Consider the following 23,087-nt stretch of genomic DNA (forward strand, 5'->3'; position numbering starts at 1 on the left):
TGCGGTACGGGAATTGCCAGCCGAGACCATGAGGCCGACCGCGAGAGAGCGCGGGATGGTCACGCTCATGACGCTGGCGGTCCTCGCCTACGTCCTGCTCCTCTCAGCGGTCACCCCGGCCGACCCGCATCCCAGGCCCCCGCTCCGGGTGGGGATCCTGCACTCCCACACCGGCCGGCTCGCCCAGGCGGAGAAGCCGCTCAACGACGCGACGGTGATGGCGATCGACGAGATCAACGCCCAAGGAGGCCTGCTGGGCCGGAAGGTGGTGCCCATCCTCGCGGACGGGCGCTCCAGCCGAAGGGTCTTCGCCAAGGAGACCGAAAGGCTGCTGACCAGGGGCGGAGTCCAGGTGATCTTCGGAGGGTACGAATCGGCCGCGCGCCGCAGCATGATCCCGGTGGTGGAGCGGAACGGCGGACTGCTGTTCTACCCGGCGGTCTACGAGGGCGGTGAGTCCTCACGCCGTGTGGTCTACACCGGGGCGACCCCGAACCAGTACATCACCCCGGCGATCCAGTGGTTCCTGGACAACGGGGCCCGCACGTTCTTTCTCGTCGGCTCCGACTACATCTATCCGCGCGTATCCCTCGCACTCGTGCATTCCCAACTGATGTCCTCCGGCGGGCGGGTGCTCGGAGAGGAGTATCTGCTGCCCCGTTCACGCGACGTCAAGGGCACCGTCCTCAGAATCCACAAGACCGAGCCCGATGTCATCGTCTCGGCTCTCGCAGGCGACACCAACGGCCCTTTCTTCAGCGCCCTCAGAAGCGGCGACGCCGACGCGCAGCGCATTCCCACGCTCAATCTCGTAGCGGACGAATGGGAGTTGCGTTCCCTGGAGGCCCGCAGGAAATCCGGGGCCTTCGTCGCGGGCGACTACGTCGCGGCCAACTATTTCGAGTCCCTGCCGGACCACGTCAACCAGACGTTTGTGCGGGAGTTCAAGCGGCGCTACGGCGTCCCGCACGTCTCCGACACGGTGGCGGCGGCCTACGCGGGGGTGCACCTGTGGGCACGTGCCGTGCGCGCAGCGGGAAACACCTCGCCGGAGGCGGTGCTGCGCTCGGTGCGCGGTGCCTCCGTCAAAGCGCCGGGCGGCACCGTCTACGCCGACCGGCAAAACCGTCACCTGTGGAAGCGGGCCCGCGTCGGGCGCATCCGGCTCGACGGCAGGATCGAGCCCGTCTGGTCCTCCGAGGCCGTCATCCGCCCGGCCCCCTACAGCCCGTACCGCAGCAAGCAGGAGTGGGACAGCCTCGTCAGCTACCTCTACCAGGGGTGGGGAAAGCGCTGGGAGCGCAAGCCCGGCGGTCCCAAACTCCCCCTGGAATCCCGGCCCGGCGCCCCGTGAAACACCACCGTCTGTGGCTCCCCTGGCTCCTGCTGCTGGGCTCGGGCGCGGGGCTGGTCGCCATCCGGCTCGCGGACCTCCCCGCCGTGGTGACCTGCCTGCTGCTGGTCGCCACGGCCGTGGTGCTCGTCAACGCGGGGCTGCCGCTGGCCAGGCACGGGGTGCGGCACGTGGTGGCCGAACAGAACGTGGCGGTGCAGGCGGCGGTCTTCGCGATCGTGGGTTCGCTGTACGCCACCCTCGTCCACTTCTCCGTCGTGGTCGTGTGGGACGGCTACTCGCGCGCCGACACCACCGTCGCGCAGGAGGCCAACGCGCTGGCCGACCTGGAGCGGATGTCCAAGGGGTTCTCGGGCCCCGTGCACCGGCAGGTGCGCGAGACGTCGCTGACCTACGCGGGCATCGTCATCGACGACGAGTGGCACGCCATGACCCGGCGCGGCTCGGACCCGCAGGCCCAGGCGGCGCTGGCCGAGCTGTGGACGATCTACACCAGCATGGGCCCCGAGGACCGGGAGAACGCCCTGTACGCCCCCTCCATCGAGCGCCTCAACCAGCTCGACGACAACCGCAGGCTGCGGCTGCGCGCGGGGGTGCGGGACGTCCCGGCCGTGGTCTGGCTGATGTTCTACTGCGGCGGCGTCCTCGCGGTCGTCACCGTGTTCCTCTTCGGGGTCCGCCGCGGCTGGCTCCAGCGGGTCATCGTGTCCGTGCTGGCCGCCGTCGTGGCACTCACCGTCTTTCTGGTCACCTCCTTCGAGAAGCCCTTCGAGGGCGACGCGGGCATCAGGCCCGACACGTTCGAGACCGTCCAGGACCATTTGCGCTCCCAGGAGAGATGAGCCGCTGTGTGCCCCTGCCCCTCCTCATGGCCCCCGCTGTGGTCGTTCCGCCGACGGGCCCCCAGGCGTGTGCCCGCCGGGGCGCCGCCGGGATCGACCGGGGCCCGGCATCCGACGCTGGACCCGCTGCTGAGGTGGAAGGCGCACCGCTGGTTCGACTGCCTGCTCGATCCCGGCCCCGGCCCGGGGCCCCGGTATGACCGGCGGCTGACGTTCCACGACTACGAGCTGGCGGCCGAGCGCGTCGCGCGGGCCTTCCGGCGGCGCCCCGGGTGCCGGGAGCACCGCCGGCTGCACGGCTGTTTCCGCAAGCTGTGGCGGCTGCACGACAGCGCGGGCACCGGCGTCCAGGACCGGGCGGCCTTCACCGCGGGGCTCGCCCAGGCGCTCACCGGGCGGCACCGGGCGCTGGTGGCGGCCGTCAACTCGCTGTGCTGCGCCATGGTCGACCTCGCGGACGGGAACGGCGACAACCTCCTGTCCGAGCGCGAGTACCGGGTCCTGCTGGCGGCGGGCTTCCGGCTCTCCTCCGAGCACGATCTGCGCACCGCCTACCGCACCCTGGACCGCGACGGGAGCGGCGCGCTGGAGCACAACGAGGTCCACGAGGCGTTCGTGGAGTTCTTCACCAGCGCCGATCCCGACGCACCGGGTAACTGGCTGCTGGGTGCCCCTCGTTCGGGTGACGGCGGCCCGTAGGCCCGGGAGCCCGCCACGGCCCCCCTGCCAAGGCATCCGCGATGGTCCGTCCGGGCGGAAAGGCGTGACGCACCCTTCACAAGCGGGAGTGTGACGCGCAACACTCGCCACGCGCATGGACCAACGCCAGCCGCCACCACCGCGGAGGTGGGCAACTCATGTCTTTGCAAGACGAACTGACAGCCGCTCAACGCTGTCTCGACGATCTCGCCCGCAGCGTCGCCCGCTTGGAGGAGCGGGTCGGCACCGGGCTGGAGATACGCCGGGTGCGGAGCGACACCGAACACCTGAAGGAGTCGCTCTCCCTCCTGAGAGCTGCCGCCCCCCGACCACCGGCCGAGCCGCGCGTCGAGATGGTGACGATTCCCGAACAGCCCTACGACGCGGGGCTGTGGACGGACGTCGACGACGAGGGGCTGGGAGCGCAGGACCGGCACGCGCCCTGATGAGGCAGGTCCGTACTGCCCCGATCCCCCGTCGTCACATCCGGAGAAACCGTTGGCCACTGGCACCGAACCCCAACTGAACACGGGCCCGCAGCCCGGCGGCGTGCGTGGGAGCACGCGCGCCGCCATCGCCGAGCCCCATCTGCGCAAGGACCGCTGGTGGCTCGCCCCGGCGGTCACCGCATTCGGGCTGCTCGCGTTCGTCGTCTACTCCACCTGGCGCGCGTTCGCGAACGCCGACTACTACTCGGCGCCCTACGTGTCGCCGTTCTACTCGCCCTGCCTCGCGGACAACTGCCACGCCATGAAGGGCGGCCCCAACTTCGGCCTGCTCGGCGACTGGTGGGGCCTGTCGCCCGCGCTGATCATCCTGATCTTCCCGCTGGGCTTCCGGCTCACCTGCTACTACTACCGCAAGGCGTACTACCGGGGCTTCTGGGCCTCTCCCCCGGCCTGTGCCGTGGCCGAGCCGCACAAGAAGTACACCGGTGAGACCCGCTTCCCGCTGATCCTCCAGAACATCCACCGCTACTTCTTCTACGCGGCGGTCCTGGTCGCGCTGATCCTGACCTGGGACACCCTCCTCGGCTTCCGCGACGAGCACTACGAGTGGGGCCACATGGGCCTGGGCACCGTGGTCTTCCTCGTCAACATCGTGCTGATCTGGGCGTACACCCTCTCCTGCCACTCGTGCCGCCACATCATCGGCGGCCGGCTGAAGCACTTCTCCAAGCACCCCGTGCGCTATCGCATGTGGGGCTGGGTCGGAAAGCTCAACGAGCGCCACATGCTGCTCGCCTGGGCCTCGCTGATCAGCGTCGCCGTCGCGGACTTCTACGTCTACCTGGTGGCGACCGGCGCCTTCACCGACCCGCGCTTCTTCTGAGCGGCGGCTTCTTTCCGAGCGCCGGCTTCTTCGAGCGGCGGCTTCTTTCCGAGAGGGATGTACGAGACATGACGCAAGTGGAACGCCAACAGTGGGACGTGGTGATCATCGGCGCCGGCGGCGCCGGGCTGCGGGCCGCGATCGAGGCACGGGAGCAGGGCCTGCGCACCGCCGTCATCTGCAAGTCACTGTTCGGCAAGGCCCATACGGTGATGGCCGAGGGCGGCATCGCGGCCAGCATGGGCAACGTCAACGAGGGCGACAACTGGCAGGTGCACTTCCGCGACACCATGCGCGGCGGCAAGTTCCTCAACCAGTGGCGGATGGCCGAGCTGCACGCGCGCGAGGCCCCCGACCGGGTGTGGGAGCTGGAGACCTGGGGCGCGCTGTTCGACCGTACGAAGGACGGCCGGATCTCGCAGCGCAACTTCGGCGGGCACGAGTATCCACGCCTGGCCCACGTGGGCGACCGCACCGGGCTGGAGCTGATCAGGACGCTCCAGCAGAAGGTCGTCGCGCTCCAGCAGGAGGACTTCAAGGAGTCCGGCGACTACGAGGCGCGGATCAAGGTCTTCCAGGAGTGCACGGTCACGCGCGTGCTCAAGGACGGCGAGAAGGTCTCCGGCGCCTTCTGCTACGAGCGCGAGACGGGCCGCTTCTTCGTGATGGAGGCCCCCTCGGTCGTCCTGGCGACCGGCGGCATCGGCAAGTCGTTCAAGGTGACCTCCAACTCCTGGGAGTACACCGGCGACGGGCACGCGCTGGCGCTGCTGGCCGGGGCCTCGCTCATCAACATGGAGTTCGTGCAGTTCCACCCGACCGGCATGGTCTGGCCGCCGTCGGTGAAGGGGATCCTGGTCACCGAGTCGGTGCGCGGCGACGGCGGGGTGCTGCGCAACTCCGAGGGCAAGCGCTTCATGTTCGACTACGTGCCGGACGTCTTCAAGGAGAAGTACGCCGAGTCCGAGCAGGAGGCCGACGGCTGGTACGAGGACCCGGACAACAACCGCCGCCCGCCCGAGCTGCTGCCCCGCGACGAGGTGGCCCGCGCCATCAACTCCGAGGTCAAAGCCGGGCGCGGCACCCCGCACGGCGGCGTCTACCTCGACGTCTCGACCCGGATGCCCGCCGAGGTGATCAAGCGACGGCTGCCCTCCATGCACCACCAGTTCATGGAGCTGGCGGACGTGGACATCACCGCCGAGCCCATGGAGGTCGGGCCCACCTGCCACTACGTCATGGGCGGCGTGGACGTCGACTCGGAGACGGCGGCGGCGCGCGGCGTCCCCGGCCTCTTCGCCGCGGGCGAGGTCGCCGGCGGCATGCACGGCTCCAACAGGCTGGGCGGCAACTCGCTGTCCGACCTGCTGGTCTTCGGGCGGCGGGCCGGGCTGTACGCGGCGGAGTACGCCCGCGGGTACGGCCCCGAGCGGCCCGCCGTGAGCGAGGAGCAGGTCGCGGCGGCGGCCGACGAGGCACTGCGCCCGTTCAACGTCGCCGAGGCCCCCGCGCCGAAGACCGGCGCGGCAGTGCCGCCGGAGAACCCGTACACCGTCCACCAGGAGCTCCAGCAGGCGATGAACAACCTGGTCGGCATCATCCGCCGCGAGGAGGAGATGACCCAGGCCCTGGCGAAGCTGGCCGAGCTGCGCGGGCGGGCCAGGCGGGCGGGGATCGAGGGGCACCGGCAGTTCAACCCGGGCTGGCACCTGGCGCTGGACCTGCGGAACATGCTGCTGGTCAGCGAATGCGTGGCCCGTGCCGCGCGGAACCGGACGGAGTCGCGCGGCGGCCACACCCGCGACGACTACCCCGCGATGGACCGCGAGTGGCGCCGCGCCAACCTCGTCTGCACGCTGGCGGACGGGACGGCCGAGCCCGAGGGCGCCGAGGAGTCCGCCGGCTCCCGCGAGGAGGGCGGCGGGCGCATCACCATCCGGCGGCGGGAGATGCCCCCGATCCGCGGCGATCTCCTCGATCTGTTCGAGAAGGACGAGCTGATCAAGTACCTGACCGACGAGGAGCTGACGACCGAGTGACTACCGCTGCGGACACGACGAGCTACGACGCGCACTTCAAGGTCTGGCGCGGCGATGTGGACGGCGGCGGCCTGGAGGACTTCACCGTCGAGGTGAACGAGGGCGAGGTCGTCCTCGACATCATCCACCGCCTCCAGGCCACCCAGGCCCCGGACCTCGCGGTGCGCTGGAACTGCAAGGCGGGCAAGTGCGGTTCGTGCAGCGCGGAGATCAACGGGCGGCCCCGGCTGCTGTGCATGACGCGGATGTCCGTCTTCGAGCGGACCGACGTCATCACCGTCACGCCGCTGCGGGCCTTCCCCGTGGTGCGCGACCTGGTCACCGACGTCGGCTTCAACTACGAGAAGGCCCGCGAGGTCCCCGCCTTCGTGCCGCCCCAGGACCTCGGCCCCGGTGAGTACCGGATGCAGCAGGAGGACGTGGGGCGCTCGCAGGAGTTCCGCAAGTGCATCGAGTGCTTCTTGTGCCAGGACACGTGTCACGTGGTCCGGGACCACGAGGAGAACAAGACGGCCTTCGCCGGCCCGCGCTTCTTGATGCGCGTCGCGGAGCTGGACATGCACCCGCTGGACGCCGCGGAGGACGACGGCCTGGACCGCAAGACCACGGCGCAGGACGAGCACGGGCTCGGATACTGCAACATCACCAAGTGCTGCACGGAGGTCTGTCCGGAGGGCATCAAGATCACGGACAACGCGCTGATCCCGCTCAAGGAGCGGGCCGCGGATCGTAAGTACGATCCGCTGGTGTGGCTGGGGAACGTGATCCGGCGGCGTACCTAGCCGTTCCGGCTCCCCACGGGTTGGGGGTTGGACTTTCGGCAGTGGTCCGGGGCCCGGTTGCTTCGTACTGTCGCTCCGTGGACGAGCAACGAGGCAGGGGCGGGGCGCGGGCCGAGGCCGATTCCGGGACCGGGGCCGAGGCCTGGGCCGGGACCGGGGCCTGGGCGGGAGTCGGGCTCATGGCGGGGGTTGCGGTCTCCGCCGGGCTCGCCTCGCTGGTCAGCCCGTGGTGGGCGTTGGCGACAGTGGTGTGTGCCTTTCTCACGGGGCGGCGGCGGGGGCGGGCGCTGCCCGCCGCGCTCACGCTGGCCGGCGTCGTCGTGGCGGACATGGTGGCGGTGTTCACCGTCCCGTCCTGGCTGACGCCGGGAAGCCGGTACGCCGCCGTGGTGATCGCCGTCGGCACGGTGTCCTGGTGCGTGGGCCGCTTCTGGCGCCAGTACGCGGAGTTGGTGCGGGCGGGCTGGGAGCGGGCCGAGCGGCTGGAGCGGGAGCGGCAACTGGTGGCCGAGCAGGCGCGGCTGCGCGAGCGGTCGCGGATCGCCCAGGACATGCACGACGTCCTCGGCCACGACCTCAGCCTGCTCGCCCTCTCCGCGGGAGCCCTCAAGCTGGCGCCCGGTCTGGCGGCGGAGCACAAGCAGACGGCCGAGGACATCAGGGGCCGGGCCGAGGCGGCGGTCGACCGGCTCGGCGAGGTGGTCGGCGTCCTGCGCGAGGAGGCGGACGGCGCACCGGCCCGGCCCGCCGACACCGACGTGGCCCGACTCGTGGAGGAAGCGCGCGCGTCCGGTCTGCCGGTCGAGGCGCGGGTGATCGGCGCCTCGGGGGTCGGCCCGCCGGTCGTCGTCCTGCGGGCCGTGCACCGGGTGGTGCAGGAGGCCCTCACGAACGCCGCCCGCCACGCCCCCGGCGCCGCCGTCACGGTCGACGTCACCCATGGGGCCGAGGAGTCCCGGGTGGCGGTCGAGAACGGCCCGCCCTCGGAGGGGACGGCGCACCGGACGGACGGGCGGCCGACGGCCGGACGGACAGCGGACGGGCGAACGGCGGGCGGGCGAACGGTGGGCGGGCGAACGGTGGGCGGGCGAACGGTGGGCGGGCGGGGGCTCGTCGGGCTGGACGAGCGCGTCAGGCTGGCGGGCGGCACCTTCAGTTGCGGGCCCACACCGGACGGCGGTTTCGCCGTCAGCGCGCGACTGCCCCGTACGCGCCCCGCGCAGGCGCGGACGCAGGCGCCCGCGCTCTCGCCCCAGCCGTCGGTGTCACCGTCGCTTTCGCCCCACGAGCCCCTCTCGCCCCATGAGCAGCACCGGCGGGCCCGTCGTGCGCTCGGGCGCACGCTGCTCGTCGCCACGGCCGTCTGCGCGCTGGCCACCGCCCTGCTGGGCGGGGCGCTGGCCTGGTGGGACATGCTGGTGACCGAGCGGTCGGTGCTGGCTGCCGAGGACTTCACCCGCCTGCGCCCCGGCCAGGACAGGGCGGAGATCGCCGCCTACCTGCCCGGCGAACAGACCGCGCACCGACCGGCGCACAGCCCGCCCCCGCCGACAGGACACGGAACGACGTGCGAGTACTACGCGATGACCGCCGACCTCTTCGACGACAGGTCGGGGGACGCCTACCGGCTCTGTTTCCGCGCGGGCACGCTGGTGTCCGCCGAAGCGCTGCGCCCGTGAGGCGCGGGCGGGCGGCGGGGCGCGGGCGGGCGGCGGGTTGCGGGCAGGCGGCGGGGTGCCGATGATCCGGGTCCTGATCGCGGACGACGACCCGATGGTGCGCACAGGCGTACGCACCATCTTGGGTACGGCCCCCGACATCGACGTCGTCGCCGAGGCGGCGGACGGGCACGAGGCCGTGGAGCTGGTGCGGCGTCACCGGCCACACGTGGCCGTGCTCGACATCCGGATGCCCGGCGGCGCGAACGGCATCGAAGCGGCGGCCACGATCCACGAGACCGTGCCGGAGACGCGCGTGGTGATGCTGACGACGTTCGGGGAGGACGAGTACATCCTCCAGGCGCTCAGCGGCGGCGCCGTCGGCTTCCTCGTCAAGTCCGGCCGCCCCGAGGAACTGATCGAGGGCGTACGGGCCGTGGCCGACGGCGCCGCCTATCTGTCACCGAAAGTGGCCGCCCGGGTCGTCGCCCATCTGTCCGCCTCCGGCGCCGGGGTGGTGGCCGGGCGGCGCTCCGCCGCCCGGGAGCGGGTCGAGTCGCTCACCGCCCGCGAACGGGAGGTGCTCGCGCACCTGGGGGCCGGGCTGTCCAACGGTCAGATCGCCCGCCGCCTGTGCGTGGTGGAGGGCACCGTGAAGGCCCACGTCAGCTCCATACTGGCCCGGCTCGGCGTGGACAACAGGGCCGCCGCGGCGGTGGTGGCGCACGAGGCGGGGATCGTGCCACCCGCGTCCGCCGCCCAGCCGTGACAGCGCCCGCGTGCCGGGTCCGCCGAGCGCGAGCACGGCGGCGGCTGCCAGTGCGCCGCCCAGCAGCGCTCCGGCCAGCACGTCGTGCGGGTAGTGCACGCCGACGAGCACGCGCAGCAGCGCGGCGGCTGCCGCCAGCGGCAGGGTGACCGCCGCCAGCCGGGGCCGCAGCACGGCGAGCCCCACCGCCAGCCCCGCCGCGAGCGTGGCGTGGTTGCTGGGGAAGGACCAGTCCCCCGGCGGCGGGCACTCGGCCACCGGTTCGGCGCCGGACACAGCGCGGCAGGGCCGCTCTTCGTCGGCCACCAGCTTCAGCGCCTCGCTGACCGCGTACGCGGCGACGGTGCCGGCGCCGGTCAGCACCGCACCGGCCGCCACCTGGGCGTCCTTGCGGCGCAGCGCGCCCCAGCCTGTCCACAGCAGGAGCAGGCCCAGCGCGACGAGGGTGCCCTCGGTCGCCAGCTCGAACAGCCAGCCCGGTCCGTCGGCCGCCACCTCGCTCAGCGAGCGGTAACCGTCCGCCGAGGCCCCGTCGGTGATCCGTACGGCCTCCTGCTGCCCGAGCCCGCCCGGCCACAGCGCGAGCACCCCCGCCCCGCCCGTCACCAGTGCGGCGAGCGCGCCGTACAGTCCGCGTCGAATGTCTCGTTCCATAAGGCGAACCTAGGAACGCGGCGCCGCCCCCGCCCGGCCCGAAAGACAGGGCGGCTCTTGGTCTTTCGTCAGGGTTGACGGGGACGGCGGGGACGACGGGGACGAGGGGGACTTCCCCAACGCGACCTCCGCCCAGACCGTCTTCCGTGGAAACGGCCCCGGCAACACCCCCCACCGCGACGCCAGCGCCTCGACGAGCAGCAGCCCGCGCCCCGACTCGGCGTCGTCCGCCGCCTCCGGCGGCTCGGCGGGCGGGTGCGCGTCCCCACGTGTATCGGCCACCTCGATGCGCAGCGTGCCGTCGTCACTCATGCGCAGCTCCAGCCGGAAGTTGCGCCCTGGTACGCGGCCGTGCGTCGCCGCGTTGGCGGCCAGCTCCGCGACGACGAGCGCGGCGTCCTCGCTCGCCGCGAGCGGCACGTCCCAGGAGCACAGTTGAGCCACGGCGATCAGGCGGGCGAGGCGTGCGCCTCTGCGGGTGGAGGACAGCAGCACGCTGAAGTGGGTTTCTTGGTTCACGTCACCCAGCGTGGTCAGCCGTGCGTAGGCTGAAAAGTGACGGTGGCCGAACTGACGCTGACTGTCCGGGTGTTGTACGGGTCTGTACGGCCCGTACGCCGTGACCCGGCCCAGTCGCCCCGTGTTGGGCACAGTCAGTCGAGCGAAAGCGGGCACGCATGACGGACGAGGACCACGGGCCGGACCCCGGCCTGGAAGAGGACGATTCCGGAGCGGTGATGCGGGCGGTCGGCCGCATGATCAAAGTCTGGCGCGAGGGGGCCGACCTGAAACAGGCCGAGTTGGGCGCGCGCATCGGCTACGGCGAGGAGATGGTCTCGGCGGTGGAACGCGGCAGGCGCGTCCCCAAGCCGGAGTTCCTGGACAACGCGGATGAGGTTCTCGGTGCCGAGGGCAAGATCTCCGCGATGAAGGAGGAGGTCGCGGAGGCCCGCTACCCGAAGCGGATTCGCGACCTCGCGAAGCTGGAGCGGGACTCTGTTGAGGTGGGCGCATATGAGCACCAGCACGTGCATGCGCTTCTGCAGACGGAGGAGTACGCACGCGCGCTCTTCGGGATGAGGCGACCTCTGCACCCCGAGGATGTGATCGAGCGCAACATCAGTGGCCGTCTGGCACGCCAACGGGCCTTGGAGGAAGTGAAGACACTGCCAATCCTCAACTTCGTCCAGGAGGAGGTGACGCTGCTCCGCCCGCTCGGCGGCAGGGCGGTCCACCGGAGGCAGCTTGAACGGCTGCTCGTGCTGGGGAAGATGCGGAATGTTGAGATCCAGGTGATGCCGACCAACCGAGAAGACCACGCCGGAATGGCTGGAGCCTTCCAGTTGTTCAAACTGCGTCGTGGCAGCACCCTGGGGTACAGCGAAGCGCAGCACATCAGCAGGCTCATCTCGAAGCCGCACGAGGTGCAGTCCTTGGAGATGCAGTATGGAATCATCCGGGCGCAAGCGCTCACGCCTCAGGATTCATTGAGCTATATCGAGAAGGTACTGGGAGAGACATGACCAGCACGTCAGCAGCCAGGAGTGGTTCCGCGCTGGAGTGGACCAAGAGCAGCTACAGCGGCAACGAGAACGGGTCCAACTGCATCGAGGTCGCCGCCACTCCCGGCACCATCCACGTCCGCGACTCCAAGGACACCACGGTCCCCCACCTCAGCATCTCCCCCACCGCCTGGGCGGACTTCCTCACCCACACCACCTCCTGACCTGAGGAACCCCATGGAGTGGACCAAGAGCAGCTACAGCAGCAACGACGGCCCTGAGTGCGTCGAGGTCGCCGCGACCCCCGGCGCCATCCACATCCGCGACTCCAAAGACACCACCGTCCCCCACCTCACCGTCACCCCGGCGACGTGGGCCCGCTTCCTTGGGGCCGTCTCCGCACGCTTCACCGTGTGAACACGCTCAACGAGTGAGACGCGAGGTCGAAGAGTTCCGCGTCCATGCCTTGCGCCGCTGCCCGCACATCCGCGCGATAAATCCCTGGCATCCAGGGGGACTTGTGCGGCGTGTGCCGCTCATTTCACCCAGCGTGGAGAGAACGTCACGTGGAAACCCTGCCGATCGCCCGCACGCGGACTCTGCCAGACGTAGCGGTACCGGCAAACGTGGTAGTTGCAGCCCGGCCCTGGAATGTACAGCTCGGTCGCGGCGGCGGGCGGACCCTCCTTCGCCACGGCGAAATCGACCGGTGGGCCAGCACGAGATCGAGCGGCTTCTCCTCCCTCCAGCCGGCTCCGGGTATGGCCGGGGTGGAGCGCATCATCCTTCAACTCCGCTTCCGTGCAGTCCCTTTCCTCACGCCTCGGTCTCTCACGCGATTCTTCCCTCCCCCCAGCCGCAGTTGGGCGTGAAAGGCCCTGGGCTCTTCGCAGGACAGCACCGATGTTCCTGGTGAGGGTGCTGGTCATACCGCAGGTGCCAAAGGGGGGCTCGCCTTCCCTCTCGATCAGTGGTCCGTCAGCCCGCTGCTACCGGGCCTGCCGGGTCCCGACAACGAGGGCCTGTTTTCCCGTCACCGGTTGAGGGGGTGACCGGAATCCGCTGGAGGGTGCCCGGCCTCCGGAACGCCGCGGCGCACTCCCGCACCGAGCGGGTGTACGCGCCCACCGGATCGCCGATCACGGCGTCCTCGTCCCGGAGCCGGAGCCGGAGGAAGTCGGTTGCCCCCCAGAGTCGGCCAGCAGCACCCGTTGCCCGGGGTCGACGCCGACCGCGCGTCTGATGAGCAGCTCGGGCGTTGGACGTCGTTGTGGGCCTCCTTGCCGTTGGCCAAGCCCCGCGATCACCACGCACCGACTGCCACACCGCCCCTCCGAGCAGCAACTTCAAGATGAACTAGGCTCATTGAGCGTGCTGTTGGACAGCGGGTCACGTTGCCGTTGACCCGGGCCAGATGTCACTCGGCCGTCTCGCCAGAGTGCCCTGCTGAGGCACGCCATCGGCGTCGCCATGTTCCGGGCGCGATGCTCTGGTGCCGGCGGAACGCTCGGCTGAAGGCGGCGTCGGTGTCGTAGCCGATCGCGAGGGCAATCCGCTGCAGGCTCGATTCCGTGTCACGCAGCAGTGCTTTCGCCCGGTGCATGCGCCAGTAGGTGAGGTAGTTGATGGGCGAGTCACCTGTCTTCCGTCTGAACGCCGCGGCGAACGCCGCCCGCGACATCCCGGTTCGGCGCGCGAGCTCCTCAACCGTCCATGGGTGTGCGAGATCGGTGTGAAGGTCGCGGAGTGCCGGCGCGAGCTGCGGGTCGCTGAGAGCGGAGAGCCACCCGTGTGAGCTCTCGGCGGATGAGACGTGGGTGCGAAGCGCGTACACAAAAAGGGCGTCGGCCAGGCGGCTCATGATGAACCCGGACCCGAAACTGGAGAATGTCCGCTCCAGCTCCAGCAGCCTGAAGGTGGAACGCAACGCGTCGCCGATCGAGTCGTCGAGATCGAGCCGCAGTACGGGAGGCAGCACTCTCAACAGCGGCTCGGCGGCGCCGGTGTCGAAGGCCAACCGCGCCGAGACGATCTCGGTCACTGGTCCCTCTGTGCCGTGGCGCACAGGAGAACCCGGTTGAGACGCCAGGAGGCTCTCGCAGCTGACCAGGTCTCGTCCCGGTGGACACCATCACCGACGAACAGTGGCAGCAGCTTGACGACGCCGACGCCATCATCTTCGGCTCGCCCACCTACATGGGCAGCGCGTCCGCCGCGTTCCACGCCTTCGCCGAGGCCACCAGCCGACGCTTCTCGGAAGGCCGCTGGGCCGACAAGCTCGCAGCCGGCTTCACCAACTCCGCGTCCAAGGCCGGTGACAAGTCCAGCACCCTCGCCTTCTTCGCCACCTTCGCCGCCCAGCACCGCATGCTGTGGGTCAGCCTTGGCCTCGGCCCGGGCTGGAACTCCACCACCGCCTCCGAGAACGACCTGAACCGCCTCGGCTTCTGGGGCGGTACCGGGGCCCAGACCCCGCTCGACGGTGGCGTCGACACCGTCCACACCGCCGACATCAGGACCGCCGAGCCCCTCGGCGCCCGTGTCGCCCGTCAAGCGGCCCTCGCGGCGGCCGGACGCCATGCCGTATCCGTCACCGCCTGACGCGACGACCGCGCAGCCACTCCAGCCTGACGATCCGAGGAGGCCCGGCTCGTCGACCGTTTCAAGGGCGGTCACGACCCCGAAGCCTGTCGGAAAACGGTGAGCGGCCGTCGACGGCGCGGTCAGCGTGCGGCGGAACCCGGCGGCTTGCGCGATCTGGACGCCTCGATATACGTTACATGGCGACTCGTAAAGAAATGGAGAGTGTGGATGCCCCCCTCGAACGACCGGTATGAACGCGGGACCCAGGTAGCGGCACGCCTCGGCAACACCGCCCTCATCGAGGAGCTCGCCCGCACCGCCCCCGATCTCAGCCGCCTCCTCGTCGAGCACGCCCTCGGTGATGTCCTCGCCCGCCCCGGTCTCGACTTCCGCACCCGTGAAGCGGCCTCCATCGCCATGCTGGCGACACTCGGCGCAAGCGATGAGCACCTGGCGGTGCACATCGGCGCCGGCCTCGACGCCGGCCTGGGCCCGGGCGAAGTGATCGAGGTCCTGATGCAGGTGAGCACCTTCGCGGGATACCCGCGCGCCCTCAGCGCCGTAGCGGTCGCCGCCTCGGCCTTCCAGGAGCGAGGACTTCCCACTCCACCCGCGATCCCGCCCCGGCAGGTCGTGGCCGACTTCCTCGACTCCATCGCCGGAGGCGACATCGAGCGCGTACTCGGACTCCTCGCACCCGATGTGCGCTGGGAGGTGCCAGGAGACCCGGATGTCGTCCCCTGGGCCGGGCATCGCACGGGCCGGGAAGCCGTCCGCGAGTTCTACGAGATTCTGCTTGCCGAGTCCGACCGCAAGGATTTCGGCATCGACGCGCTCACCGCCACCGGCAGCCAGGTCTTCGCCTCTGGACACTTCACGTACGAGTTCCCCCGCACCGGTGGCGGCTTCCGAGGGGAGTTCGTGATCGTGTTCACCGTCGAGGCAGGCAAGATCACGCGCTACGTCATGCACGAGGACAGTCACGGTCTCGCCGTCGGCTATGCGCATGCGCTCTGACCACCCGATGCCCCCACCCGCCCCCCAGCCAGGCAGGGGCCGCCCCCGACGGCCGGAAACAGACCGGGTCATCCACAACGCCGTTGTCGAGCTGCTCCAGACCGTCGGGTACGCCGAGTTGTCCTACGAAGCGGTCGCCCGGCACGCGGGCGTCAGCCGCCCCACCCTCTACCGGCGCGCGCACACCAAGGCCGCACTCGTCATCGCCGCCATCACCGACCGCTACGGACTCGACCCCGTGCCCGATACCGGAAGCCTCGCGGAGGACCTTCTCGCGCTCGGCCGGCAGCAAGTGCGGTTCTACAACGACCCCGTCATCGCCGCGGCCTTCCCGGGACTTCTCGCCGATGTGAACAACGACCCCGCTGTCGCGGACGCGTGGTGGAACGGCTTCGTCGCACCCCGGCGAGAAACGACCCTCCAGGCACTGCGCCGCGCGCAAAGCCGTGGCGAACTTCGGTCCGACGTCGATGTGCAGTGGATCTGCGAAGTCGTCACCGGCCCGCTCATCAGCAGTGCCTTCCTCGGGGGCCACGCGACGGTGCCCGAAAATCGCGCGCGGGACACCGTCGACCTCGTGATGAGCACCTACGCCGTCAGACGGTGAGTCCCGCGCACAGCACGCGGATGCCGCTGCCCTGACAAGACCCCTGACGCCGGTGAAAGCCCTCTCCCGGTGACTCCCGGCGGCACCGGAGCCACTGGGCCGCGAGGGACGACCCCGGCGGGGGTGCGGGCAACGCTGCCGCGCCGGAGTGCGTCATTCTTGGCTGTCCGGGGATGTCGGAAGGCAGGAAGAACCGTATGAAGTCGCTGATCGCCCGGATCTGGCACGCGCTGGCCGGCCGTGCCCAGTGGCGGATCCTCTGGTTCGCGCACGCCAAGTTCATGGTCGGGGTGACGGGGGTGGTGCGGGACGACGGGGGGCGCGTCCTGCTCCTGCGGCACCGGCTGTGGTCGCCGCAGCGGCCGTGGGGGCTGCCGACGGGGTGCGCGGTGAAGCAGGAGACGTTCCCCGCGACGGTCGTGCGGGAGGTGAAGGAGGAGACGGGGCTCGATGTCGATCCGGGCCGTCTCGTGCACCTCAAGAGCGGCTACAAACTGCGCGTCGAGGTCGCGTACGAGGCCCGCCACGTCGGCGGGACCCTCAAGCTCGATCCCATGGAGATCCTGGAAGCACGCTGGTTCTCCCCCGACGAACTGCCCGAGGGGCTCCAGCCCGCCCACCGTGACCTGATTTTCGGCACCACCACGGTCTGACCACCCGCCTGAGCACCCGTCCGAGCACGCGTACGGTCCGGCGGACGACGTGCCGGGCCACCGGCTGACGGGCCGGGGGCGGGGGCGTTGGGGACGGAGGCAGCGGGCTTTCCGGCGGGCCGGAACGTGGCAGCGCCGGGGCACATGGAGCGAGGAGCCCCTCGGAGGAAGGACCCCTCGCTCTGTCCTCATGTCAGGCCGGTCAGCTGTGCTCGCACATGTCGTCCGCCGCGTCGGCCGGGGTGGTGGTGCCGCCGAAGGCGTTGTCGTGCTCCTTGAACTTCTTGTACAGGTCCCCGCCCGGCTCGACCTTCACCAGGCCCCTGTTGTCCTTGTTCGCCTTGTTCCTGTCCGACCAGTGCGGGTAGTCATCCTGGCGGTACTCCAGGTCGGTGTACGCGGACAGGACGTCCTTCAGACCCTTCTCCTGGTCGTTGAACATGGCGTGGCTGCCGTAGCCGACGAAGATCCGGGGGAATTCCCGGCCGAGGCCGGCGCTGCCGCGGTCCGCGTTCCAGCTCTCGGCCTCGTCCCACGGCACGGAATCGTGGCCCTTGTGCTGGCTCAGCAGAAGCCTGGAGCGGGTCCAGTCCTCGCCGTGCTTGTTCCAGATGACGTCGATGTGCTCGAAGTCCTGCGGGTGACCGGAGGGCTTGAATCCGCTGCTGGCCTGGAAAATGGTGTAGGCGACACGGACCTCGTCCGGGTTGCACTTCCGTGCCGTGTAGAAGGTCGGGAAGTCCCACACGCCCTTCTCTTCCCTTTCCTCCGAGGACATGTCCTCTTCCTCGTCACTCAAGGGGTGACAACCGCCGTCACTGTTGGGCCAGTTATTGAGGACACCCTCCTTCGGATTGCCCTCGTCGTCGAACGGGTCCTCCGGCCAGCAGGGGTCGTTCCTGTTGGCCCGGGGGAAGTTCCACTCAGGCGCTGACGCACGGGCGAAATCGTCCATGTGCGCCGGGCCTTCCTTCTGCGGCTCGTTGGCGACGAGCTTCTGCGGCTCGCCCTTCTTCGGCTCCTCGCTCTGGCCGACGCCGCTCAGGAACAAGCTCGCGGTGAGTCCGAGCGTCGCTGCCGCCGCTATCGCGGAGTGACGGGCCGTGCGGTTGGGGAGGATACTCAACATATGTGATCTCCATGAGTGTTTCCCTCCAGCCGGGTGCCCCGGCGGAGAAACGGACAGGGAAAACCAGTCAGGGGAAATCAGGCAGCCCGTTTTCCGGCGGACTGCGTTCAGGACACGCCGTGGTCAAAGGCGCACCCGGAGAGGGCCGACGGCTGCGCGGGGCGGTGCACACTACGCCCCGGCAGGTGACAGCCCTTGTCGGCGGCTCAGGACCGGCGCCGGATCATCCTCCGAGCCGGATTTCGCCGCGCTGTGAAATGCCCCCGGTTTCAGGCAGGTTCGCAGGTTCTCCTCATCACGGCAGGGAGCCGGCACCACTTGGGGCGCGATTCCGCTTCCGGCCAGGTCGTAAAGCCGGAGGATCGTCGTCGCACACCCCTTCACCAGGAGGAACAGGACGCACCGAATGCTCCCTTGCTGGTCGGGAGGAGAACTGCTTATCCCGTACCTACGTGTCGCACGCCACACCGGTTCAACTGAACGGCACTGAACAGTTGTTGAGACTCGGCAGAGGGAGAAGCCTCCCCACGAAGACACGGCCCAGCTCCGATCACCGCACCTGGGCCCCTGGCCGCCAGGCGGCGCTCGGCAGCACCCTTCCCGGCCGCAGTCGCGCGGCGGTGCGACGGACCAGCTCCGCGTCGGGTGCGGCGCACGCGAGCGCGAGCGCCTCGTCCGCGCGGTGGGAGAGAATCCGCTCCGCGCGGGCGAGGGATTCCCCGTAGCGGACGGCGAACAGTTCGGGGGCGTCGCGCGGGGTCCGGCGGAAGAGCGCCCGCGCCTCGGCGGCGGCTGCCACCGCCTCGTCCCATGCCCCCGTGTTCGCGCGGAACGCTCCCAGGTCGGCGAGCGCGCTCGCCAGCGCGCAGGCGTGGCGGGGAGATTCCGTATCGAGGCGGCGGAACCAGCCCACGGCCTCCCCCGCCGCTGCCACCGCCTCGGCGTCCCGGTCGGCCTGCGACAGACGTCCGGCAAGCCGCACCAGGGCCTGACCGGCCAGGGCCGCGTGGCGCTCGGGCGCGGCATCGGCCAGCCCGCGGGCCAGCGCGACGGCCTCCTCCGCCGCGGCGACGGCCTCCACCGGCCGCCCCAGTCCGGAGAGCTGGTGGCTCAGATTGGTCAAATAGCCGCACAGCCCCTCCTCGTACCGCGCGGGCACGCCGGCGGCGAGGCCCCGGTAGAGGGCCACGGCCTCCTCCGTGGCGGCCACGCCTCGCGTGAGGTGCCCCAGCGCGGCGAGCTGGCCGCCCAGGTTGCCGAGCGCGTCGCCGAGCTGGGGCTCGTAGCGGACGGGGTCCCGCTGGGTGAGCCGCCGCAGCACGGCTGCCGCCTCCTCGCTCGCCGTCGCGGCCTCGGACTCCCGGCCCACCGACGAGAGGACCGACCCCGCGTTCATCAGGCACCTGGCGAGATCCGGCTCGCAGGCGTCCGGATCGCTCCCGGCCAGCTCGCGCATGATGCGGACGGACTCCTCCGCCGGGCTCACCGCCTCGAGGGGCCGGCCGGCCTCGTCCAGCCACAGTCCGAGGTTGCCCAGGGCGCGCGCGAGATCGTGCGCGTGCCTGCCGGGGTGGTCCGCCTCGAACGACCGGAGGAGCGCGATGGCTTCCTCCGTCGCCGCCACCGCCTCCCGGGGCTGGGAGCGGTCCATGAAGTACGCGCATACGTCGGAGAGCATGACGGCGAGATGGGGTCCGTAGCGCGGGAAGTCGTCGTCGGCCAGGCGCCGGAAGAACTCCACGATCTCGGGTGTGACGGGCAGCGGCTCGGCGGGCGGCCCGCCCTCGGCCCGCAGCTCCTCCAACTCCCCGTACATCGCCCCGTACCAGGCATCGGCGGGTGCCGAGCCGCCGCCCGTGCGGGCGTTGAGCAGGTCCGTCGCGGCGGCCCTGTCGGCCTCACCTTGGGCCTGGCGCGCCTCCTCGTGCCGTCCGGTGGCCGTCAGGCGGTCCGCGAGGACGCTGAGGACGACCCCCAGATCGCCGGCGAAGGCGGCCGGCTGCCGCTCGGCCGCCCCGCGGAGGAGCTCCGCCGCTTCCCGGGCCGCCTCCAGTGCCTCTTCGTGCCGCCCCAGAGCGGACAGCACGTTCCCGCGCTTGGTGTGCACACTCGTCAGGTCCTTCGCCGTGCCCTCCGGATCGACCTCCGCCCACGGGAGCAGGAGCGACAGAGCGTTCTCGAAGATGCCGAGGGCCTCACCGGGCCGGCCGGCGTCGAAGGTGCGCAATCCCAGCTCGACCAGGGCGCCGATGTAGCGGGGCGTGTGAGCTGCCGGGTCCTCCTCCATGAGGCGATCGAACACCGAGAGGGCCGAGCGCACCGTGGCGACGGCCTCGGCGTGCCGGCCCATCTCGGCCTGGCAGCGGCTCAGCTGGAGCCGGGAGGCCGCCAGCCTGTCTTCGTGCGCGCGCGGATTCTCCTCGGTCAGCCGGGCGAAGAGGCCGACCGCCTCCTGGGCCGCGCTGAGGGCTTCGGTATGCCGCTCGGCCCTGGTCAGTTCGAAGGCGAGGACGGGCAGCACCGAGGCGAGGAGGGGCTGGAACGCGGCCGGGTTCGTGGACGACAAGCGGCGGGAGACGGCGGTGGCCTCCCGCGCCACCGGCAGCGCCTCGGAATGGCGTCGGTGCTGGGCCAGGAAGGAGGCGAGGCCGACCAGTGTCTGGGCGAGTTCGGGCTCGAACCGCGCGGGCTCGCGCGCCGCGAGCCTCCGGCGGATCGCGACGTCCTCGGCGAAGACGGGTACGGCCTCCTCGTAGGAGCCGAGGTGGTTGAGACAGTGCCCGAGGGTGTCGAGGGCACCGGCCAGCAGCGTTTCGGCGTCCGCTGAACCGTCGGCCGCCTGGGCGCGCAGGCCCGCGACGGCCTCACGCGCGAAGGGCAGCGCCTCCCGCCTGCGGTCCAGCCGCCACAGCACGGTGCTGTGGGAGTGCGAGACGATCGCCAGCGTCTTGTCCGCGTCCGGCACGCCGTCGGCCGCGAGACGGCGCAGCAGCGCGACGGCTTCCTCGGACAGGTGTACGGCCTCCGGGGTACGCCCCGTCGCGGCGTAGCACTCACCCAGGTCGGTGAGGGCGGCGGCGAGCACAGGGCCGTAGGCGGCCGGCTCCGGCCCGTATGCCAGGCGGCACTCCCGGACGGCTTCCTCCAGCGCGTCGGCGGCCCGGTGGTAGGCGCCCGCCCAGTACAGGCGCAGGCCGACGGCGTGGTGGACGCGGTAGCGGTCGGCGGGCTCGTCCAGCAGGTCGAGGGAGTTGCGGCCGATGCGGGTGACCAGCTCGGCCATGCCCGCGTCCAGATCCACCGCGCGGTCTTCGGGGAGCTCGGTCTCGATGGTCTCCAGCAGCTCCGGGTCGGCGTTGCCGACGGCGGCGAGGGCGCTGAGCCCCGCGCTGCCCGCCGCGACGGCGAGCCCGGGGTCCTGGCTCAGCAGCGGGAAGAGGCAGGCGGGTCCCACGTGCGGCCAGCGCTCGGCCGCCGCCGCGAGAAAGGTGATCGCGCGCGGTGTCCACCGGGCCGCCGGATAGGAGGGGTTGGGGCGCCCGAGCAGCCGTTCGACCACGTCGGCGGCCCAGTCCCGCGCCGGGTAGTCGGCCTGGTGGCCGGCGAGGGTGAGAGCGAGGAAGTCCTCGGCGAGACGGTCGGGATACAGCGGTTCGAGCACCGTGTCCAGCGCGGGATCGGCCGGCGGATAGCAGCGCGCGTGGTCCGCCAGCTCCCGGCCGGGCGCGCTGAGCAGACCGCGCGGCACCAGAGCGGCCTCCGCCGTGGCCCGGTCGAGCGGGCCGGTGAGTGTGGCCGTGAAGACCAGCCGGTTCATGCCGTCGGGCGGGGTGCGGTGCGGGGGCCCGGCGGGCGCGGGGTGCGGGGGCCCGGCGGGCGCGGAGTGCGGGGGCCCGCCCGGCGTCTGGCGCTGGAGGCCTTCGGACGTCGGGGGCGGGAGGCCTTCGGACGTCGGGGGCGGTGTCGGGGGCGGGGGCCCGTCCGGCGCGAGCTCGTGTCCGGGGTCGCCGAACAGCCGTTCCCAGTGGGCATGTTCGCGGTCCAGGAGATAGCGGGTGAGCCCCGTCTCGTCCGCCGGGGCCCGCCTGCCCCGCAGATGGGCGTCGACGGCCACCAGCGCCGCCATGTGCACCGTGAGGGTCAGACCGAACTCGGGCCGGTCCAGCCGGGCCGGCGGGGAGACCCGGGACGGATCGTCCAGACCGAGGAGCGCGCCGAAACAGTCACGGGCCGCGTGGAACATCTCGGTACGCGGGCGCGGGTCGTCGCCCGGCAGCGGTCCCAGAAACCGGCTGGAGGTCGCGGCCTGGAGGTCGGCGAGGGAGGCGCGCAGGCCCGGCCATGCCTCGGCGGTACGGCTCAGCAGGAGAATCCGGGTCCGTACGCCGGGCCGGTGGAAGAGCGCGTTGCTGAACAGCCAGCGCAGGTGGGAGCCGGGCCGGCGCTCCGCGTAGTCCACGAGTACGAGCAGCCCCGCCGCGCCGTCCGTACGCATGTCCTGGCTGCCGGGCGGCGGGTGCACCGTGCCCGGGCCGTCCACCGCGCTCACCACTTTCCAGCCGTCGGCGGCGGAGAGCGCGGCGAAGTGTTCGGCCAGCCGGGTCTTGCCCTGCCCACCGGGCCCGTGGAGCCAGTGCGCCGCCAGCCGGGCGCCCGGGCTGTCGCGCCAGTCCGCCAGCTCTCGCAGCTCCTCGTCCCGTCCGGTGAAATCGACGTGCCCGAAGCGGGAGTTGAGCATCCTGCTGGGGAGCTCGGCCAGGAACTCCCGGCTCGGGGCGAGGGCCCTCCGCCAGTTCTCCAGCACATAGACGGGCAGCCCGTCGCCGAACACATGGATGTCGGCGCCTATCGCTCCGTAGGCGAAGCCGCCGACCGCCGTGACGTGCTGCTCGGCGCCCACGCTCACTCCCGCGCGCCCCGCCCGCTCTCGTCGCGGTCATCGCGGGGAGACGGCTGCGACGGAGGCGGCTGCGCGGGGGATGACGGGGTCGGCGGGGGCGGCTGCGGCGGGAAGGGCTGTGGGGCCGCATAGTTGTAGGCGTTGCCGTTCTGGACGCCGATGACCACCCCGCTGCCGTGGCCGGACACGTACTGGGCATGGGTCGGCCCCGCAGCCCCAGCCGGGTGCTCGGCCGGCTCGCTCAGCAGGGAGTGCAGCTCGGCGGCGCGTTCGGGGTGCGCGTGCAGCAGGTGCAGAAGCCGTGCCTGCCACCAGGGGGCCAGGCCCTCCCGCAGCTCGTTCCTGGCCTCGCGCTCCTCCACGGCGGCCAGGCGTGCCTGGTCGTCGTCGAGACGGCTCTCCGTGTCCGCCGCCGGTTCGTCGCCGCCGCCGCGGAAGAGCCGGATCGCGCCCGCGCGCACCGTCTGCCAGGTGTCGGTCGCCATCGCGCCCACCAGCGCCGTCGCGCCTGATGCCGCCAGAGCGGCCACGGCCTCTTCCACCACGGGACCCCCTCGGACCACGGTA

20 protein-coding genes and 2 pseudogenes are annotated in these 23,087 nt (G+C 71.3%); 16 read left to right on the forward strand and 6 right to left on the reverse strand.

Going from position 1 to position 23,087, the window contains the following annotated elements; translation table 11 throughout:
- Positions 1-55 precede the first annotated feature (55 nt).
- The 9 genes from OHB04_RS14855 (at position 56) to OHB04_RS14895 (ending at position 9,475) form a co-directional block, all read left to right on the forward strand.
- Positions 56-1,354 (forward strand): urea ABC transporter substrate-binding protein, encoded by a 1,299-nt coding sequence (locus OHB04_RS14855; protein WP_326688160.1) that lies wholly within the window; start codon positions 56-58, stop codon positions 1,352-1,354.
- A complete protein-coding gene (locus OHB04_RS14860) occupies positions 1,351-2,196 on the forward strand; it encodes a bestrophin-like domain (protein ID WP_326688161.1) in 846 nt (281 codons plus the stop codon). Before OHB04_RS14855 ends, OHB04_RS14860 begins: the two co-directional genes overlap by 4 nt.
- 69 nt (positions 2,197-2,265) lie before the next feature.
- On the forward strand, positions 2,266-2,895 hold the full coding sequence (locus OHB04_RS14865; protein WP_326807595.1) for a hypothetical protein: 630 nt from the start codon (positions 2,266-2,268) through the stop codon (positions 2,893-2,895).
- Between the two features lie 158 nt (positions 2,896-3,053).
- On the forward strand, positions 3,054-3,341 hold the full coding sequence (locus OHB04_RS14870) for a hypothetical protein (RefSeq protein WP_326688163.1): 288 nt from the start codon (positions 3,054-3,056) through the stop codon (positions 3,339-3,341).
- 52 nt (positions 3,342-3,393) lie between these two features.
- Positions 3,394-4,227, forward strand: a complete 834-nt coding sequence (locus OHB04_RS14875) for a hypothetical protein (protein WP_326688164.1) — start codon at positions 3,394-3,396, stop codon at positions 4,225-4,227.
- Between the two features lie 68 nt (positions 4,228-4,295).
- On the forward strand, positions 4,296-6,266 hold the full coding sequence (locus OHB04_RS14880) for a fumarate reductase/succinate dehydrogenase flavoprotein subunit (RefSeq protein WP_326688165.1): 1,971 nt from the start codon (positions 4,296-4,298) through the stop codon (positions 6,264-6,266).
- Positions 6,263-7,048 (forward strand): succinate dehydrogenase/fumarate reductase iron-sulfur subunit, encoded by a 786-nt coding sequence (locus OHB04_RS14885; protein WP_326688166.1) that lies wholly within the window; start codon positions 6,263-6,265, stop codon positions 7,046-7,048. The genes OHB04_RS14880 and OHB04_RS14885 overlap by 4 nt, the downstream gene beginning before the upstream one ends.
- 77 nt (positions 7,049-7,125) lie before the next feature.
- A complete protein-coding gene (locus OHB04_RS14890) occupies positions 7,126-8,727 on the forward strand; it encodes a sensor histidine kinase (RefSeq protein ID WP_326807596.1) in 1,602 nt (533 codons plus the stop codon).
- 61 nt (positions 8,728-8,788) lie between these two features.
- On the forward strand, positions 8,789-9,475 hold the full coding sequence (locus OHB04_RS14895; protein WP_326692747.1) for a response regulator transcription factor: 687 nt from the start codon (positions 8,789-8,791) through the stop codon (positions 9,473-9,475).
- 90 nt (positions 9,476-9,565) lie between these two features.
- Here OHB04_RS14895 and OHB04_RS14900 read toward each other — a convergent pair.
- Both OHB04_RS14900 and OHB04_RS14905 read right to left on the reverse strand, forming a co-directional pair.
- A pseudogene (locus OHB04_RS14900) lies at positions 9,566-10,129 on the reverse strand (phosphatase PAP2 family protein); the annotation flags it as partial.
- 9 nt (positions 10,130-10,138) lie between these two features.
- Positions 10,139-10,666 carry an ATP-binding protein gene (locus tag OHB04_RS14905; protein WP_326809452.1) on the reverse strand — a complete coding sequence of 176 codons (528 nt, stop codon included), beginning with the start codon at positions 10,664-10,666 and terminating at the stop codon, positions 10,139-10,141.
- A gap of 140 nt (positions 10,667-10,806) precedes the next feature.
- Here OHB04_RS14905 and OHB04_RS14910 point away from each other — a divergent pair, with 140 nt between their 5' ends.
- From OHB04_RS14910 to OHB04_RS14920, 3 genes are read left to right on the forward strand one after another with little or no spacing between them, the layout of a single operon-like run.
- Positions 10,807-11,652: a helix-turn-helix domain-containing protein gene (locus OHB04_RS14910; RefSeq protein ID WP_326807597.1), complete on the forward strand. Its 846-nt coding sequence runs from the start codon at positions 10,807-10,809 to the stop codon at positions 11,650-11,652.
- A complete protein-coding gene (locus OHB04_RS14915; RefSeq protein WP_326688169.1) occupies positions 11,649-11,855 on the forward strand; it encodes a DUF397 domain-containing protein in 207 nt (68 codons plus the stop codon). The genes OHB04_RS14910 and OHB04_RS14915 overlap by 4 nt, the downstream gene beginning before the upstream one ends.
- A 13-nt stretch (positions 11,856-11,868) precedes the next feature.
- Complete coding sequence (locus tag OHB04_RS14920) at positions 11,869-12,048, forward strand: DUF397 domain-containing protein (protein WP_326807598.1); 180 nt, start codon at positions 11,869-11,871, stop codon at positions 12,046-12,048.
- A gap of 1,000 nt (positions 12,049-13,048) precedes the next feature.
- Here OHB04_RS14920 and OHB04_RS14925 read toward each other — a convergent pair.
- Positions 13,049-13,741 carry an AraC family transcriptional regulator gene (locus tag OHB04_RS14925; protein ID WP_326692749.1) on the reverse strand — a complete coding sequence of 231 codons (693 nt, stop codon included), beginning with the start codon at positions 13,739-13,741 and terminating at the stop codon, positions 13,049-13,051.
- A gap of 2 nt (positions 13,742-13,743) precedes the next feature.
- Between OHB04_RS14925 and OHB04_RS14930 the strand changes: the two are divergent.
- From OHB04_RS14930 to OHB04_RS14945, 4 genes and pseudogenes are all read left to right on the forward strand, one after another.
- Positions 13,744-14,232 (forward strand): annotated as a pseudogene (locus OHB04_RS14930) (NAD(P)H-dependent oxidoreductase); the annotation flags it as partial.
- 210 nt (positions 14,233-14,442) lie between these two features.
- Positions 14,443-15,231 carry a nuclear transport factor 2 family protein gene (locus OHB04_RS14935; RefSeq protein WP_326688171.1) on the forward strand — a complete coding sequence of 263 codons (789 nt, stop codon included), beginning with the start codon at positions 14,443-14,445 and terminating at the stop codon, positions 15,229-15,231.
- Complete coding sequence (locus OHB04_RS14940; protein WP_326688172.1) at positions 15,221-15,838, forward strand: TetR/AcrR family transcriptional regulator; 618 nt, start codon at positions 15,221-15,223, stop codon at positions 15,836-15,838. The genes OHB04_RS14935 and OHB04_RS14940 overlap by 11 nt, the downstream gene beginning before the upstream one ends.
- 197 nt (positions 15,839-16,035) lie before the next feature.
- Positions 16,036-16,491 (forward strand): NUDIX domain-containing protein, encoded by a 456-nt coding sequence (locus tag OHB04_RS14945; protein WP_326688173.1) that lies wholly within the window; start codon positions 16,036-16,038, stop codon positions 16,489-16,491.
- A gap of 202 nt (positions 16,492-16,693) precedes the next feature.
- Here OHB04_RS14945 and OHB04_RS14950 read toward each other — a convergent pair whose 3' ends face one another.
- The 3 genes from OHB04_RS14950 to OHB04_RS14960 all read right to left on the reverse strand — a co-directional run bounded on the left by OHB04_RS14950 (position 16,694) and on the right by OHB04_RS14960 (position 23,065).
- A complete protein-coding gene (locus tag OHB04_RS14950) occupies positions 16,694-17,620 on the reverse strand; it encodes a hypothetical protein (RefSeq protein ID WP_326688174.1) in 927 nt (308 codons plus the stop codon).
- 550 nt (positions 17,621-18,170) lie between these two features.
- Positions 18,171-22,520, reverse strand: coding sequence for a tetratricopeptide repeat protein (locus OHB04_RS14955; RefSeq protein ID WP_326688175.1), 4,350 nt, complete (start codon positions 22,518-22,520; stop codon positions 18,171-18,173).
- A 2-nt stretch (positions 22,521-22,522) separates the two neighbouring features.
- Positions 22,523-23,065 carry a hypothetical protein gene (locus tag OHB04_RS14960; RefSeq protein WP_326688176.1) on the reverse strand — a complete coding sequence of 181 codons (543 nt, stop codon included), beginning with the start codon at positions 23,063-23,065 and terminating at the stop codon, positions 22,523-22,525.
- Positions 23,066-23,087: the final 22 nt, after the last annotated feature.

The organism is Streptomyces sp. NBC_01775, from assembly GCF_035917675.1.
Lineage (GTDB): Bacteria > Actinomycetota > Actinomycetes > Streptomycetales > Streptomycetaceae > Streptomyces.